This window comes from Bradyrhizobium sp. B039, assembly GCF_038965675.1.
GTDB classification, from domain to species: Bacteria; Pseudomonadota; Alphaproteobacteria; order Rhizobiales; family Xanthobacteraceae; genus Bradyrhizobium; species Bradyrhizobium diazoefficiens.
Window position 1 is genome coordinate 6,443,901 of record NZ_CP152416.1, and the last position, 15,745, is coordinate 6,459,645.

Sequence of the window (15,745 nt, forward strand, 5' to 3'; positions counted from 1 at the left end):
GGGATTCATTCGTGAGCAGCGAGGTCCATCCCGTCGACGAAGTCCTGCCGGTCCCGCGCCTGCTCGCGCTCGGGCTCCAGCATGTGCTGGTGATGTATGCCGGCGCGGTCGCGGTGCCGCTGATCATCGGACGCGCGCTGAAGCTGCCGCCGGAGGACGTCGCCTTCCTGATCAGCGCCGACCTGTTCGCCTGCGGGCTTGCGACGCTGGTGCAATGCCTCGGCTTCCCCGGCGTCGGCATCCGCCTGCCCGTGATGATGGGCGTGACGTTTGCTTCGGTCGGGCCGATGCTCTCGATGGCCGCCGCGCCCGATATCGGCCTGCTCGGCATCTACGGCTCCGTCATCGCCGCCGGCCTGTTCGGCATCGTCGCCGCACCCTTCGTCAGCCGGCTGCTGCCGCTGTTTCCGCCGGTCGTCACCGGCAGCATCATTCTCGTCATCGGCATCTCCTTGATGCGGGTCGGGATCAACTGGGCCGGCGGCGGCCTGCCGACCTTGACGAAGGTCGTCGACGGCGTTGCAGGCAGCTTTCCCAATCCGGCCTATGGGCAATTGCAGGGGCTCGGCATTTCGCTGTTCGTGCTGCTTTTCATCCTCGGCCTGATCAAATGGGGCACCGGCTTCCTCGCCAACGTCTCCGTGCTGCTCGGCATCGTCGCTGGCGCCGTGCTCGCGACCATTCTGGGCGTGATGCATTTCGACAAGGTCAGTGCTGCCTCCTGGGGCGCGCTGGTGATCCCGTTCCGCTTCGGCATGCCGCAATTCCACCTCGTGCCCGTTGTCACCATGTGTGTCGTCATGATCGTGGTGATGATCGAGTCGCTCGGCATGTTCCTCGCGCTCGGCGACATCACTGGCAAGGCGGTCGACCGCGAAGCCCTGAGCCGGGGCCTGCGCGCCGACGGCGTCGGCACGCTGCTCGGCGGCATCTTCAACACCTTTCCCTACACCTCGTTCTCGCAGAATGTCGGCCTCGTCTCCGTCACCGGCGTGCGCTCGCGCTGGGTGACGGTGACGGGCGGCTGCATCATGCTCGGGCTCGGACTGTTGCCGAAGCTCGCGGCGCTGGTCGAGGCGGTGCCGCTGGTCGTGCTCGGCGGCGCGGGCCTCGTCATGTTCGGCATGGTCGCGGCAACAGGCGCGCGCATCCTCACCTCGGTCGATTTCCGCACCAACCGCTACAATCTCTTCATCGTCGCGATCTCGATCGGCTTCGGCCTGATCCCGCTCGCCGCGCCCGGGTTCTTCCGGAACCTGCCTCATGATCTACAGCCGCTGCTGGAGTCCGGCATTTTGCTTTGTGCGGTGGTCTCGGTACTGCTCAACGCCTTCTTCAACGGCTTGGGCGGCGGCGCTGCGGCCGAGGCGGATGCAGCGGCAGTCGCGTCATCCGCACAACATGTCTAGCTAGCTGCCGCGATAGGTCGCGTAGCTCCAGGGCGTGACCAGCAGCGGCACGTGGTAGTGATTTTCCGGCTCGCTGATCGCAAAGCGCAATGGGATCTCGTCGAGGAACGGCGGCTCCGACAGCGGCACGTTGCGCTCGGCGTAATATCTGGCGACGCGGAAGCGAAGCTCGTAGCGGCCGATCGGAAGCGGACGGCCGCCGATCAACGGCTGATCGGTACGCCCATCCGCATTGGTGACGGTGCGCGCGATGACGCGGCTCTCGCCGAGACTCGCAAGCTCGATCAGCTCCACCGGGATGCCTGGCGCGGGCTTGCCGGCGTGATTGTCCAGCACATGCGTCGAGAGCCGGCCGTGCACCTTGAGCTTGTCGTCGGCAACGACGAGCTGGTCGAGCCGCAGCGCCGAGATGCGGCCAATCTCCTCGATCGCACGTCGCGTCTCGGTCTTGGCAATATTGAATAGCCGCGTCTCGAAGTCGGCCAGCACGGAATCCCTGGTATGGCGGCGCACGCAGACGATGTAGGGGAAGCCGAACTTTTCACGGTACGCGTTGTTGACGCGCTCGAACGCGGCATATTCGGCGTCCGACAGCCGGTCGAGCCCGGCGCTGTTCTGCTCATCGGTCGATTCCGCCGTCAGGCCCGCGGCGCGCTGGGTCTTGTTGGCGAGGTCGGGATGCGCCCGGATCAGCGCCAGCTGCACGTCGGGTTCGGCGCTCTGGATCGCTGCCATCAGCGCGGCGTGCAACTGGGTGATGCCGGTGAATGGCCGCTGCCCGGCGAGCTTCTCCGCAATCCACGGCGAATATTCGACGACATTGGCGAGGGCCGCGACGAAGTCGGCTTTGTCGGCGGCGTTGAGATCGGCGAGCGAGGTTTGCAACATCACACCTTCACCCGATCTCGAAGGCGTCGGCAGCAAGATGCGCGTGCTTGTCGTGCCAGTGCTGCGCGATATGGAGCCGCGTCGGCACCCAGACGCGTTCGTGCTTGCCGATATAATCCAGGAAGCGGATCAGCCCCGCGGCGCGGCCGGGCCGGCCGGCGAGACGGCAGTGCAGGCCGACCGACATCATCTTCGGCGCGGTCTCACCTTCGGCGTAGAGCACGTCGAAGGCGTCCTTCAGATAGGTGTAGAACTGCTCGCCTTCGGCAAAGCCCTGCGGGTTGATGAACCGCATGTCGTTGGCGTCCAACGTATAGGGAATGATGAGCTGCTTGCCTCTGGCGCCCTTGACCCAATAGGGCAGATCATCGGCATAGGAGTCGCAGAGATAGAGGAAGCCGCCCTCCTCCATCAGGAGGCGGTTGGTGTTGATCGAGGAGCGCCCGGTGTACCAGCCGAGCGGCCGCGACCCCGTCGCCTCGAGGTGGACGCGGATCGACTCGGCGATCTCGGCGCGCTCCTGCGCCTCGGTCATGTCCTTGTGCTCGATCCATTTCAGGCTGTGGCTGGCGATGTCCCAGCCGGACTCCTTCATCGCGGCGACGATTTCCGGATTCCGCCTCAGCGCGGTGGCGACGCCGAACACGGTGGTCGGCCACTTTCGCTCATCGAACATCCGCCACAGCCGCCAGAAACCGGCGCGCGAACCATACTCGAACATCGATTCAATATTGGCGTGGCGCTGGCCCGGCCAGGGCTGCGCGCCGAGCACGTCGGACAGGAAGGCTTCCGAGGCGCGGTCGCCGTGCAGGATGTTGTTCTCGCCGCCTTCCTCGAAATTGACGACGAACTGCACCGCGACCCGCGCGTTGCCCGGCCATTGCGGATGCGGCGGGTTGCGGCCGTAGCCGCGGAGATCGCGCGGGTAGCGGGTATCAGTCACTCAGACTTCCTCGAAGCGGATCGGCAGCGCGCCCTTCCACAGCACGCTCTTGCCCAGCGTCGCCAGATTCTCCAGCCCCGAGGTCACCGTGATGAAGTGATTGCCGGCGAGCTGACCCATCTTGCTCGCGAAGCTCACACCGCCATAGGCCATCAGGATCTCGGTCTCGCTGATGCCGCCGGGATAGAGGATGATCTGGCCCGGCGCGGGATAGCTCGTGTGGTTCTCATAGCCGACGCCGAAATCGAGGTCGCCGAGCGGCATCCACACCGCTTCGCCGCTCCAGCGCACATGGATGATGTGGCTTTCGAACGGCATCGCCTTGCGGAACGCGGCAACGGTCTTGGGCGCCGCCTGCTCCTCGAAACGGGCATCGAAGGTGTAGTCGCCGGCGCGGATAACGAGTTTTCTCATCTCATCTCTCTGGATCGGGAGCCTGAAGGCCCCACGGGGAATTTTCAAGCAAAGAGCATTCCATCGGGCTCCGCGCAAGGGGCGCGGCCCCTCACCTGCGGTCGTAGGACCAGCCGAAAATGCCGCTCCGCCGCGTCTCCGGCTCGGGCTCGGCGGCAGGCGGCGGCGCCTCCTTGAGTTCCGCCTGCGGCGGGGGTGGAGGCGGTGCGGGAAGGTTCTCGCATCTCATCGAGTAGACCAGCTTGCCGTCCGCGGTCCGCCCGATCGGCGCGCAGGGGTCCGGATGCGCCGCCGAACTCTTCGGCGTGAGCTTGACCTGCGCCGCGGCCGGCGAGGCGATCAGGAGAAGGACCAGCAGATATTTCGACATCGTTGTCGCCTGAAAACCAATTCGCCCCATTCAACCGGATTGCCGGGGGCAAGTCCATCGGGCCCAACCGGGCGATTGCCGAATATTTAGCCGGGACCAAAAAATTTGCTCGCTCCATCGTGAAGGCGGCGCCGCTGATATCTGAAGGGGCGCATCGCTATGTCAGCCGCGACGACGAAAACATGTCTCACAGCCGGAGCGTCGTCGCGGGAGAAACAACGATGCAGAAGACCTTCGCCATTCTCAGCGCAACGCTGATTGCCGCCGCCACCATCCAGACCGCCGCAGCCAGCGATCGCCACCACGGCCGCAAGGCGCACCCCGTCCCCATCACCCAGTCGGTGCGCAACTCCAACGCCGCGCTCTGGCCGTCGCAGCCGACGCAGCCCGACTGGTCGCGCTACGCCAACGGCGCCATGTCGGCGCCCGCGGGACGGTGATGCTGGAAGCGTAGTGCACAACTGCTGCAACGTCGTCATTGCGAGGCGCCCTTGCGAGTTTCATCCAGTGCGCGTCAGATCTTCAGCGCTGATTCCAACTCGCAACGACGACGCTAGCAATTCCGTCATCCTGAGGCGCGAGGCTTGCGATGCAAAGCATCGCGAGCGGAGCCTCGAAGGATGAACGGCCGAGGATGCAGCCGGGCCGTCGCCCTTCGAGGCTTGCTCAGCGGCGCGGTTGCGTCGCAGAGCGCGCACCTCAGGGTGACGGTCATAGAGTTTCGTCTGGATCATCAATTTCAGCATCTTGAGCAATAGACACGCCTTCCCGTTCTCGCGGCGCGTTTCGCCCGAGCTTTGCTTCAACTCTCTCCCTCTTGAGCCAAGAGGGCGCAGGGAAGGCCGGGTGCCGGCTGGCACCCGCGGTCTGCTGCGCGAAAGCACACGCAGGTAAACCGCACAGCAGCATACAGGTGTAGCCAATCACTCGGCCTTCCCTGCGCAGTGGTTGGACGGCTTATGCCGTGCTCTCCCGGGAGCCGAGTTCGTTCTGGCCTCCCTCACTTTCGCGAAATTCACCGGCACCGCGCCGGTTGACGCGACTGCCGCATTCGCAAGAGCTTGACCGTAGCAACGACGGCCAGGACCACACGGTTTTGCCGTACGCGCGGTTCGCTTGTTCGCCGCAGTTTTCCCAGCCCTGTCGACGGAGCCGGAAACTTACAGGCGAGACGAACCTGACAGCGCCGTTCGTCCGCGCGACACCTCAGGGCTCACGGAGAGCAATCCGCCCTGCCCCTGGCCACTCGCGCCCGACGCTGCCGCGTCCACCGCAAGCCCGGCTCGCGAAAATGACGACCTCATGATCGCCCCTCAAGGATGAGCCGGGATGGGCGACACATACGATAAATCCGAATTTCGGCAAAGTGGAATATTTTCGCGAGATCGGATTGACAGCCGAGCGACACACCCCGGTCTCGGTGGCCCGGATGAGCGACTTGTCCGCCGTAGCTCGAAGAGCGAAGGCGGAAGCGACATCCGGGGTCTTTGCGTGACTGCGGAGCGGCAAAAAGGGGTGGGTTACGCTTTCGCTAACCCACCCCATGGCAATACCTGCGAAGCTGTCCGGCCCGACAGCCGCGTCCGAACTCAATGGTCGTAATTGCCGCAGATGGCCGAGGGGCCTCCACCGGCACAATAGCCCCCAGGGATGTATGGGCCCGGAGGACGGTTCGGCCCCCGGTAATAGTTGGAACCGCCGTAATAGGCTGGACCACCGTAGTAGCCTGGGCCCCGATCGTAATAATAACGATCTTCGTAGTAGTCGCGGCGCCGGCTTTCGGCGATCGCGCCGATGGCCAGGCCGGTCGCCGCGCCCATGATGGCGAGGGCTGCAGCATTCGGTCCGCGGCGATAGTAACGGCGCTTGGCCGCGCTGAAATCGGTGGCGTCGGACACAGCCTGGCCAGCGACGGCCGCCTTGGAAGGAGTCCCGGACGAGACTGCCGCGGACGGCGTCGCGGAGGCCGCAACCAGGGCGAGGCTTGCGAACGCGGCCAGCACCGTATTGCGGCTGGCTGCTGAAGTCATAGGTCCAATCATCTTAATCTTCCTCATTTCTCGCCCAAAGAGACACGTGCAAACGACCTATAACGCGCAAACCACTGAAATCGTTTCATGATCGCGGCAATCTGCCACGCCTTGAACGATTATAAACCGAACCACCTGATCCAGCTTGCGCCACGCAACCTGAGCGGATAATGAACAGCCGCGCCGTTTTTCGGTCGCCGTAAGCGTTTCACGTGAACCAACGCATCAACCGACGCCGTCGGGATCGATGCCATTTGCAGGGTTCAACGTGACTGACGCGTCCTTTTCCGTAAGAGAAACCAGATGATTGCGGTTCGCAAACTGCCGGCGCGCTATGCGCCGATCGTGATGCCCTTTGTACTGTCCATCCTCATGACAGCGGTGGTGTCGGTCATTTCGACGCTTCGAAGCCTCGGCGCAACGCCGGCCTTCCTCGCGACCTGGCCGGGCGCCTGGGCGCTGTCATGGCTTGTCGCCTTTCCAACGCTGCTGATGGTGCTGCCACTGGTCCGCCGGATCGTGGCCTGCGTCGTCGCGTCTCCATCGCAATGATCCGGAAACGCGCCTAGCGGCCTTCCGAAAGATCACGCTCAAACACCAACGTGAAGCGCGATGACGATTCACTCCGATCTCATCCCGCTTTACGACAGCGCCCCGAGCACGCCGCGCGTGGCCTTGTCGATCTCCTCGACATAGCGGCGGCGGGCGAAATTCTCGGTGAGGAAGCCGACCACCTTGCGGCTGTCGGTGGAATCGACCACCGCCAGCATCTCGGCTTCCGCCTCGTCGAACACCGCCATCGCCGACTTCACGTTCATTTCCGGGATCAGCACGATGTCGATCAGGCGGGCGAGCTCGATCACCTGGATGTCGTCGGCGATGGTGTCGAGGTCGCTGGAGAACAGATCGGGCAGCAGGACGAGGCCGATATATTCGTCCGCATTGTTGACGATGACGACTCCCGGCCGCGAGCCAAGCACGAATTCGCGGCGTACGGCGGCGATCGTCGTGGTCGACGGCACCTTGCCGACGTCGGAGCGCATCAGCCGCTCGACGGTCAGGTTGCGTAGCCAGCCGACGTCGTTGGCGCTGCGGATGGTCTCGCCGCGCAGATGCAGGCGCCAGGTCGAGAAGGAGTGGCCGAACATGAAGCGGACGCAGATCGAGGTCACGATGCAGCCGGCCAGCACCACGGCGGTGACGTCGACATTGCGGGTCATCTCGAGCACGAGGAACGACATCGTCAGGGGACCGCCGACGATTGCGACGCCGAGCGTCGCCATGCCCGTCAGCATCGCCACCAGCGGATCGATCACGAAGTTCGGGCTGATCAGCAACAGCACCGCGGAGAAGAACTTTCCGATCAGGCTGCCGACGAACAGCGAAGCGAAGAACAGGCCGCCGCGGAAGCCCGAGGCGAGCGAGATCAGGCAGGCCGTCACCTTCAGGGCGATGATCAGCGCGATCAGGCCGATCGTCATGTCGTGAAAGAGATCGAGCACCATGGCGCCGTGGCCGGCCGCCAGCACCTGCGGCGTGACGATGGCAAAGCCGCCGACGACGAGGCCGCCCATCACCGGACGCAGCCAGACCGGCAGCCAGGCGAACAGGCGCTCGAACATCGGCGAGGAGCGCATCACGGCGATGCCGACGCCGCTGGTGATGAGGGCGAGACCGATCAGTGCCAGGTACTGCTCGACGCCGACGGCGCTGACCTTCGGTATCTCCAGCGAATACGGCGCGCCGCCGAGCCATTGCGCGGTCAGCGCACCTGCGAGCGAGGCCGCCAGGATCGGGGCGGCGCTGCCGACCGAATAGACGCCGACGATCAGCTCGCAGGCGTAGAAGGCGCCGGTGATCGGCGCGCCGAACGCCGCGGCGATCGCGGCGGCCGCACCGCAGCCGACCATCAGGCGCAGATCGTTGCGGCGCAGATTGAAGAACTTGCCGAGCAGCGAGGCGATGCCGGAGCCGATCTGCGTATAGCCGGCCTCGAGGCCGACCGAGGCGCCGCAGCCGTTGGAGATCAGCGTCTGGCTCGACACCACCAGGCTGTCGCGCATCGACAGATTGCCGCCGCGCAGCGCATTGGCCTCGATCGGGTCGACCGCGCTGGAGATCTTCATCCGCCGCCGCGACCATTCCATGATGCCGAGCGCCAATCCGCCGAGCGCAGGCGCGATCAGCGCCGCCCAGGGGCTGACCCTGGCGTTGGCCGACAGGCGGACGTCGACGGGAATGCCGTAGATGACCATATGGGCAATCTGCGCGATCTCGGCCATCAGCGTCACGATGGCGCCGGCCAGCGTGCCGATCACCAGTGCGAGCGGGATCAGGTAGAACTCGTTGCTGCGCAAGAGCGCGCGCAGGCGAACCATGAGGCGGTTCGATCCCTTGCGATCGGCGAGATGTCTGATCCGCACGAACACCTTCTGCCCGCCCTACCCTTCCGACATGCCGTAGCCGGACATGCGCTGGCGCACGCGTTCGATCTCGGCGCTAGAGAGCAGCGGCGGTTTCCCGATCTGGAGGCAGCCGTGATATTGCCGCGCCAGGGTCTCGACCTCGACAGCGAGCCACATCGCCTTGTCCAGCGTCTTGCCGATCGCGATCATGCCGTGATGGTCGAGCAGGCAGGCAAGCCGCCCCTCCAGCGCCCGCACCGCATGTTCGGACAGTTCCTCCGTTCCGAACGTGGCATAGGGCGCGCAGCGGATGCTGTCGCCGCCTGCGGCCGCAATCATGTAGTGCACCGGCGGGATCTCCATGCCCATGATCGCCAGGATGGTGCAATAGGTCGGATGGGCGTGGACGACGGCGTTGACGTCGGGCCGGACCTTCAGGATGTCGCGGTGGAAGCGCCACTCGCTGGACGGCTTCTGATCGGGCGCGTGCGAGCCGTCCATCGCCATGAACACGATCTGGTCCGGCGTCATGGCCTCATAGGGCACGCTGGTCGGCGTGACCAGCAGCCCGTCCACATGCCGGACGCTGATATTGCCTGATGTGCCCTGGTTGATGCCGAGCGCATTCATGCGGCGGCAGGCGTCGATGATGGCCTGTCTCTTGGCGAGCTCGTCCACGGTCATCGACATCCCGATTTCATCTCGACTTCCTGGCGATGGGCGTTTGTCAGACCGGAAGTACGTCAAAGCAATATGGCAGCGCAAGCGAAAGCGACCGGACCGCCTGTCGTCTCGCCGGCCGGTCCGGCGCGGCACGAAATAGACCGTGAAATCAACGGATTAACGGATCGTCGCAATCCTACGGCAGGCTCGCCCGGACGGCCGCGATGCCGTTGATCACGAACTGCACGGAATAGGCGGCGAGCAGCATGCCGAGCACGCGCGAAAGCACGGCATTTCCGGTGCGCCCGAGGGTGCGGGCGATCAGGCGGGCGGACAGAAAGCACAGCATGCAGAGCAGGCACACCGAGAGGACGACCGCGATGATGATCGCGAGCCGCGCCCCGTAGCCGGCATCGCCCGTCAACAGCAATGTGGTCGCAATCGCGCCGGGACCGGCCATCATGGGGATCGCCAGCGGAAACATCGCGACATCGGACGCGTGCTCCGAGGTCGCCTTGTCGGCCTCGCGGGCCTCGCGATGCGGGCGGTCGCCGAAGATCATCTGGTAGGAGACGCCGAACAGCAGCAGCCCGCCGGCGATCTGGAACGCGGGGATGCCGATCCCGAGCTGGCGCAACAGCCAGTTTCCGACCAGCGCGATCACCACCAGGATCGAGGCGGCGATCAGCGGCGCGCGCAGCGCGATCGTGCGCTTGACCGTGTCGGGCATGCCCCCGGTCGCGGCCAGGAAGGCCGGCGCAAGGCCGACGGGATCGACCACCAGCAGCAGCGTCACGAAGGCAGACAGGGCGAAGTCGAGCATGCGGCTGGGTCTCGCGCGAGGTGGGGCCGCAATCCATAACGGCTCGACGCGACCTTCGCGAGGAACATTTGCCCTCGCAGCGTCTTGGTCGCGCGAGGATTGAGGAGGGCCTCGCCTTCCCGTGTCGCCTCAAGAGGAGGATTTATGGCCAAACGAGCAAAGAAACGTGCGAACGCGAAAAAGTCCGCGGCGCGCCGGCCGCGTCAGGCGCCGAAGATGTTGAGCGACCTGTTTCTGGAGACGCTGAAGGACATCTATTACGCCGAGAACAAGATCATCAAGACGCTGCCGAAGATGGCGAAAGCGGCTCACTCCAAGCAGCTGTCCGCCGCCTTCAACAAGCATCTGCGCGAGACGCAGGGCCAGGTCAAACGCCTTGACCAGATCTTCAGGATGCTGGGCAAGCCCGCGCGCGGCAAGCCCTGCGAGGCGATCAACGGCATCACCGACGAGGGCGCCGGGATCATGAAGGATTTCAAGAACGCCCCCGCCCTCGACGCCGGCCTGCTCGCCGCGGCGCAAGCCGTCGAGCACTACGAGATCTCCCGCTACGGCACGCTGCGCACCTGGGCCGAGGAGCTCGGCATGCCGGACGCCGCCAGGCTGCTCCAGGCGACGCTCGATGAGGAAGAGGCGACCGATCACACCCTGACCGAGCTCGCCACCTCCGTGATCAACCTCGAAGCGGAAGAAGAATACCGCGCCGCCGCCTGATCGGCGCGCCCCCGCCCAACTGTTGCCTACGACGCCGCGGAACATCTCCGCGGCGTCGCAGCGACTGATTGCAAGGGCCTCCTCGGGTTCGAGGGGACAGGCATGCTCCAAATGCGCGATGCTGGAATTTTGGGGAACCGTCCCCATATCCTCGTTTTCCAACCGCAGCGCCTTCCCCGAGTTTTGCCATGCAACCCAAAAATCCCCTCGACTGGATGCTGTCCGAAGCCCTGGACTCGCTGACCCGCGCCGAACGGCTGCGGCAGCAGTTCGGCCGCCAGGAAGCCTGCTGGGAGCCGCCGATCGACGTGCTCGAAACCGAGCATGAGCTTTTGATCCTGGTCGCGCTTCCCGGCGTCAATCCCGACAATGTCGAGACGGTGATCCATGACGGCGCGCTCGTCATCTCCGGCCAGCGCACCCTTCCGCCGGAGCTTCGCAACGCCCGCATCCACCGGCTCGAGCTGCCGCAGGGGCGTTTTGAGCGCCGCATTGCATTGCCCCTTGGCCGCTACGCCATCAGCCGCTTCGTGATGGACGGCTGCGTCGCGCTGCGCCTCGCCAAATCCTGAGGTCGATCATGGCCACCGAACAGATGAATAACGCACAGACCAATTCCACCGAGTCCGACGTGAAGATCCCCGACGACGCACTGATCATCATCCCCGTGCGCGAGATGGTGCTGTTTCCCGGCGCCATCGCGCCGATCGCGATCGCGCGGCCGAAGTCCGTCGCCGCCGCGCAGCAGGCGCTGCGCGAGCAGCGGCCGGTCGGCATCGTCCTGCAACGCAGCCCGGAGACCGAAGAGCCGGGGCCGGACGATCTCTATCGGGTCGCGACCATCGCCAACATCGTGCGCTACATCACCGCGCCCGACGGCACCCACCACATCGTCTGCCAGGGCGTGCAGCGCGCGCGCATCCTCGACTTCCTGCCGGGGACGCCGTTCCCGGCCGCGCGGATCCAGCAGATTCCGGAGCCGACCACGACCTCGCCCGAGATCGAGGCGCGCGCGCTGAATTTGCAGCGCCAGGCGATCGAGGCGATCGAGCTGCTGCCGCAGGCGCCGCCCGAGCTGGTCGCGATGTTCCAGAGCACCACCGCGCCCGGCGCGCTGGCGGACCTGGCGACGTCGTTCATGGACATCAAGCCGCAGGACAAGCAGGAAGTGCTGGAGACCATCGACCTCTTCTTGCGGGTCGAGAAGGTGTCGAAGCACCTGGCGGAGCGGCTGGAGGTGCTGCGCATCTCCAACGAGATCGGCCAGAAGACCCGCGCCAGCTTCGACGAGCGGCAGCGCGAGGCGATCCTGCGCGAGCAGATGGCGACCATCCAGCGCCAGCTCGGCGAAGGCGACGGCAAGGCGGCCGAGGTCGCCGAGCTGAACGCTGCCATCGCCCAGGCCAAGATGCCGCCGGAGGCCGAGGCGCACGCCAAAAAGGAGCTGCGCCGCTACGAGCGCATGCCCGAGGCCGCCGGCGAAGCCGGCATGGTCCGCACCTACCTCGACTGGCTGATCGAGCTGCCCTGGGCGCTGCCCGCGGAGAAGCCGATCGACATCAAGGAGGCGCGCCGCATCCTGGATGCCGATCATTTCGGCCTGGAGAAGATCAAGAGCCGGATCATCGAATACCTGGCGGTGCGCAAGCTCGCCCCGCAGGGCAAGGCGCCGATCCTGTGCTTCGTCGGCCCGCCCGGCGTCGGCAAGACCTCGCTCGGCCAGTCCATCGCACGCGCGATGGATCGCCCTTTCGTGCGCGTCAGCCTCGGCGGCGTGCATGACGAGGCCGAGATCCGCGGTCACCGGCGCACCTATATCGGCGCGCTGCCCGGCAACATCATCCAGGGCATCAAGAAGGCCGGTAGCCGGAATTGCGTCATGATGCTGGACGAGATCGACAAGATGGGCCGTGGGGTGCAGGGCGATCCTTCCGCCGCCATGCTGGAGGTGCTCGACCCCGAGCAGAACGGGACATTCCGGGACAATTACCTGGGCGTGCCCTTCGACCTGTCGCGCGTTGTCTTCATCGCGACCGCCAACATGCTGGACCAGATTCCGGGTCCGCTGCTGGACCGCATGGAGCTGATCAGCCTCGCCGGTTACACCGAGGACGAGAAGCTGGAGATCGCGAAGCGCTATCTGGTGCGGCGGCAGCTCGAGGCCAACGGCCTGACGGCCGAGCAGGCCGAGATCGAGCCGGACGCGCTGAAGCTGATCGTCAAGGGCTACACCCGCGAGGCCGGCGTGCGTAACCTCGAGCGCGAGATCGGCAAGGTGTTCCGCCATGCTGCGGTGCAGGTCGCCGAAGGCTCGGCTGCGAAGGTCGTTGTGACGGTGAAGGACATCGCCACTGTGCTCGGCCAGCCGCGCTTCGAAGGCGAGATCGCGCAGCGCACCAGCATCCCGGGCGTGGCCACCGGCCTTGCCTGGACGCCGGTCGGCGGCGACATCCTGTTCATCGAGGCCTCGCGCGTGCCGGGCCGCGGCGGGATGATCCTGACCGGCCAGCTCGGCGACGTCATGCGCGAGAGCGTGCAGGCGGCGATGACGCTGGTGAAGAGCAGAGCCAGCCAGCTCGGCATCGATCCGCAGCTGTTCGAGAAAAGCGACATCCACGTTCACGTCCCGGCGGGCGCAACCCCGAAGGACGGACCGAGCGCGGGGGTCGCGATGTACACGGCGCTGACGTCACTGCTCACCAATCGCACGGTGCGCAGCGACACCGCGATGACCGGCGAGATCTCGCTGCGCGGCCTGGTGCTGCCGGTCGGCGGCATCAAGGAGAAGGTGGTGGCCGCGGCCGCCGCCGGCTTGAAGCGGGTGATGCTGCCGGCGCGCAACAAGCGGGACTACGACGACATCCCGAAGAGCGCGCGGGACAACCTCGAATTCATCTGGCTGGAGCGCGTCGACGAGGCCATCGCCGCCGCGCTCGAGCCGGCCGAGGCCAAGGTCGAAGCGGCGGAGTGAATGCGATGAAGAAACTGCTGGAAAGAGCGAAGAAATCGCGCAAGACGCAGCGGCTGCGCCAGCTGCTCGATCGCGCCATCGACGGAGTTCGCGATGCGCTGGCGGGACCCGAGCCGCGGCTTCAGCCGGTCCCGGTCCGGGTCAAGCGCCGCAAAGGCTGAACCCCTCCGTTTCAGCCCTTGCGGTCGTCGAACATCAAAGGCCCCCTCTTTTCGAGGGGGCCTTTGCTTTGTCAGGCCACGGCGTCCTTGGCAGCCTTGACCGGGCGGGCGCGGACGATCTTCCGGGCCGGCTTGGCCTTGAACATCATCTCTTCACCCGTGAACGGGTTGGTGCCCTTGCGCGCCTTGGTCGCGGGCTTCTTGATGACCACGAACTTGGCGAAGCCCGGCACCAGGAACAGGCCGTTCTTCTTGAGCTCCTTGTGACCGACGTCGGTCAGCGTCTCCATGACGCTCTTGACGTCGCGCTTGGAAAGCTCGGTGGCGGTCGCAATCTTTTCGATCAACTGCGATTTGGACATTTGGGCTGGCATCGTGTCTCCTCTGATTCGTTGCCGGTTGCATATTAGACCAACCGGCGAAGGCCTAGAGCCTTCTGCACAGTTATGTCGCGATTTTACGGGCTTTTTTGGCCCCCTGTGGCAAAAAACCCTGCTTTTTAGCTACTTCCGGAGCCGGAGGAGCCTCGGGCAGCGGATTTTACCTTGTTTCAAAGGCCCGCACGCAGCCTTGCTAAAGCTGATTCGCTGCTTTCGACAAGCGACGACCGGCCTCTTTGTGCAAGGAGGGGTGCGTTTCACCCTAGAAAATAAGGGTCGGATTGCACCGCAGCCGCTCCCTCTCCCCGTTTTTGCGGGGAGAATTGAGGAGGCGTCGGCTAGACGCGCTCGATAATGATGGCGGGCGCCATGCCGCCGGCGGCACACATGGTGACGAGGCCGCGCTTCAGGTCGCGCCGCTCGAGCTCGTCGAGCACGGTGCCGATCAGGATCGAGCCGGTCGCGCCGATCGGATGGCCGAGCGCGATCGAGCCGCCATTGACGTTGACCTTCGCGCGGTCGAGCTTGAGGTCGCGGATGTATTTTTCCGCGACCACCGCGAAGGCCTCGTTGATCTCGAACAGGTCGATGTCGTCGATGGAGAGGCCCGCCTTCGCCAGCACCTTGCGCGTCGCCGGCACCGGCGCGTTCAGCATCAAGGTCGGCGAGTCCCCCATGTTCGCCATCGCCACGACGCGGGCGCGGGCTTTAAGGCCATGCGCCTTGGCGTAGGCGGGCGAGGCCAGGAGGATCGCGGCGGCGCCGTCGACCACGCCGGAGGAGTTGCCGGCATGGTGCACGAAGTCGATGTTCAGATCAGGATATTTTTGCAGGATCAGGCCGCGATAGGTCGTGCCCTTGTCGTCGAGCGCATAGTCGGCAATGGCGGGGAAGGCCGGCTTCAGGCTGCTGAGGCCTTCCATCGTGGTCTGTGGCCGCGGATACTCTTCGTGGTCGAGCGCGAGGCTGCCGTCCTCGCGATGAACGGGCACGAGGCTCTTCTTGAAGTGCCCGTTCGCGATCGCATGCGCGGCGCGCTTCTGGCTCTCCAGCCCGAGCGCATCGACGTCCCGTCGCGTGATGCCTTCCATGGTCGCGATCGCATCGGCGCAGACGCCCTGATGCGACTGCGGATGCCGCGCACGCAGGCGCAGATTGCCGCCGTCCATCATCATCGGACCGCCGCCGCGGCGCCCCTCCATCGACATCATCTCGCAGCCGCCGGCGATGACGAGGTCTTCGGCGCCCGCCATGATCGAGGATGCCGCCATGTTGACGCTGGTGATGCCGCTTCCGCAGAAGCGGTCGAGCGTCACCGCGCTGGCGCGCACGTCGTAGCCGGCATCGAGCGCCGACATCCGGCCGAGATCGCCGCTTTGCGTTGCGACCTGCGCGCTGCAGCCCCAGACGATGTCGTCGACGTCGGCAGTATTGATGTCGGTGCGATCGGCGAGCGCGCGCAGCACGGTTGCGCCGAGTTGCTGCGGATGAATGCCCGAGAGCGCTCCCTTGCCGGCCTTGCCGACGCCCCGCGGTGTCCGGCAGGTATCGATGATCAGCGCGTCAGCCATTGG

17 protein-coding genes are annotated in these 15,745 nt (G+C 65.4%); 7 read left to right on the forward strand and 10 right to left on the reverse strand.

What is annotated here, in order from left to right:
* Positions 1–11 precede the first annotated feature (11 nt).
* Entirely contained in the window at positions 12–1,409 is a 1,398-nt protein-coding gene (locus AAFG50_RS30695) for a nucleobase:cation symporter-2 family protein (protein WP_028174399.1), read from the forward strand.
* Here the strand turns inward: AAFG50_RS30695 and uraD are convergent, their stop codons facing one another.
* The 4 genes from uraD to AAFG50_RS30715 all read right to left on the reverse strand — a co-directional run bounded on the left by uraD (position 1,410) and on the right by AAFG50_RS30715 (position 4,024).
* Entirely contained in the window at positions 1,410–2,297 is an 888-nt protein-coding gene (gene uraD, locus AAFG50_RS30700; RefSeq protein WP_028174398.1) for a 2-oxo-4-hydroxy-4-carboxy-5-ureidoimidazoline decarboxylase, read from the reverse strand.
* A gap of 7 nt (positions 2,298–2,304) precedes the next feature.
* The gene (gene puuE / locus AAFG50_RS30705) at positions 2,305–3,240 is read right to left on the reverse strand and encodes an allantoinase PuuE (protein WP_028174397.1); all 936 of its coding nucleotides are present in this window, start codon (positions 3,238–3,240) and stop codon (positions 2,305–2,307) included.
* Positions 3,241–3,654, reverse strand: coding sequence for a DUF3830 family protein (locus tag AAFG50_RS30710; protein WP_028174396.1), 414 nt, complete (start codon positions 3,652–3,654; stop codon positions 3,241–3,243). It abuts the gene before it with no gap.
* 91 nt (positions 3,655–3,745) lie between these two features.
* Positions 3,746–4,024, reverse strand: a complete 279-nt coding sequence (locus AAFG50_RS30715; protein ID WP_028174395.1) for a hypothetical protein — start codon at positions 4,022–4,024, stop codon at positions 3,746–3,748.
* 2 nt (positions 4,025–4,026) lie between these two features.
* Here AAFG50_RS30715 and AAFG50_RS30720 point away from each other — a divergent pair, with 2 nt between their 5' ends.
* Positions 4,027–4,464 (forward strand): hypothetical protein, encoded by a 438-nt coding sequence (locus AAFG50_RS30720; protein WP_231166552.1) that lies wholly within the window; start codon positions 4,027–4,029, stop codon positions 4,462–4,464.
* 1,149 nt (positions 4,465–5,613) lie between these two features.
* Here AAFG50_RS30720 and AAFG50_RS30725 read toward each other — a convergent pair.
* The gene (locus AAFG50_RS30725) at positions 5,614–6,054 is read right to left on the reverse strand and encodes a hypothetical protein (protein ID WP_311995895.1); all 441 of its coding nucleotides are present in this window, start codon (positions 6,052–6,054) and stop codon (positions 5,614–5,616) included.
* A gap of 303 nt (positions 6,055–6,357) precedes the next feature.
* On the opposite strand from AAFG50_RS30725, the gene AAFG50_RS30730 reads away from it, so the two are divergent.
* Entirely contained in the window at positions 6,358–6,606 is a 249-nt protein-coding gene (locus AAFG50_RS30730; RefSeq protein ID WP_027546509.1) for a DUF2798 domain-containing protein, read from the forward strand.
* A gap of 89 nt (positions 6,607–6,695) precedes the next feature.
* Here the strand turns inward: AAFG50_RS30730 and AAFG50_RS30735 are convergent, their stop codons facing one another.
* From AAFG50_RS30735 to AAFG50_RS30745, 3 genes are all read right to left on the reverse strand, one after another.
* Positions 6,696–8,483 carry a chloride channel protein gene (locus AAFG50_RS30735; RefSeq protein WP_011088910.1) on the reverse strand — a complete coding sequence of 596 codons (1,788 nt, stop codon included), beginning with the start codon at positions 8,481–8,483 and terminating at the stop codon, positions 6,696–6,698.
* 12 nt (positions 8,484–8,495) lie between these two features.
* Positions 8,496–9,149: an L-fuculose-phosphate aldolase gene (locus tag AAFG50_RS30740; protein WP_186363041.1), complete on the reverse strand. Its 654-nt coding sequence runs from the start codon at positions 9,147–9,149 to the stop codon at positions 8,496–8,498.
* Between the two features lie 169 nt (positions 9,150–9,318).
* Positions 9,319–9,945 (reverse strand): MarC family protein, encoded by a 627-nt coding sequence (locus AAFG50_RS30745; protein WP_028174392.1) that lies wholly within the window; start codon positions 9,943–9,945, stop codon positions 9,319–9,321.
* A 144-nt stretch (positions 9,946–10,089) separates the two neighbouring features.
* Between AAFG50_RS30745 and AAFG50_RS30750 the strand changes: the two genes are divergently transcribed.
* The 4 genes from AAFG50_RS30750 to AAFG50_RS30765 all read left to right on the forward strand — a co-directional run bounded on the left by AAFG50_RS30750 (position 10,090) and on the right by AAFG50_RS30765 (position 13,791).
* Positions 10,090–10,659: a ferritin-like domain-containing protein gene (locus AAFG50_RS30750; protein ID WP_028174391.1), complete on the forward strand. Its 570-nt coding sequence runs from the start codon at positions 10,090–10,092 to the stop codon at positions 10,657–10,659.
* A 188-nt stretch (positions 10,660–10,847) separates the two neighbouring features.
* Positions 10,848–11,231: an Hsp20/alpha crystallin family protein gene (locus AAFG50_RS30755; protein ID WP_011088914.1), complete on the forward strand. Its 384-nt coding sequence runs from the start codon at positions 10,848–10,850 to the stop codon at positions 11,229–11,231.
* Between the two features lie 8 nt (positions 11,232–11,239).
* Positions 11,240–13,630, forward strand: coding sequence for an endopeptidase La (lon, locus tag AAFG50_RS30760; protein WP_342714023.1), 2,391 nt, complete (start codon positions 11,240–11,242; stop codon positions 13,628–13,630).
* A gap of 5 nt (positions 13,631–13,635) precedes the next feature.
* Positions 13,636–13,791 carry a hypothetical protein gene (locus AAFG50_RS30765; RefSeq protein ID WP_166466033.1) on the forward strand — a complete coding sequence of 52 codons (156 nt, stop codon included), beginning with the start codon at positions 13,636–13,638 and terminating at the stop codon, positions 13,789–13,791.
* A gap of 71 nt (positions 13,792–13,862) precedes the next feature.
* Here AAFG50_RS30765 and AAFG50_RS30770 read toward each other — a convergent pair whose 3' ends face one another.
* A complete protein-coding gene (locus tag AAFG50_RS30770) occupies positions 13,863–14,165 on the reverse strand; it encodes an HU family DNA-binding protein (RefSeq protein ID WP_008139488.1) in 303 nt (100 codons plus the stop codon).
* A 344-nt stretch (positions 14,166–14,509) separates the two neighbouring features.
* Positions 14,510–15,742 (reverse strand): acetyl-CoA C-acetyltransferase, encoded by a 1,233-nt coding sequence (locus AAFG50_RS30775; RefSeq protein WP_028174390.1) that lies wholly within the window; start codon positions 15,740–15,742, stop codon positions 14,510–14,512.
* Positions 15,743–15,745: the final 3 nt, after the last annotated feature.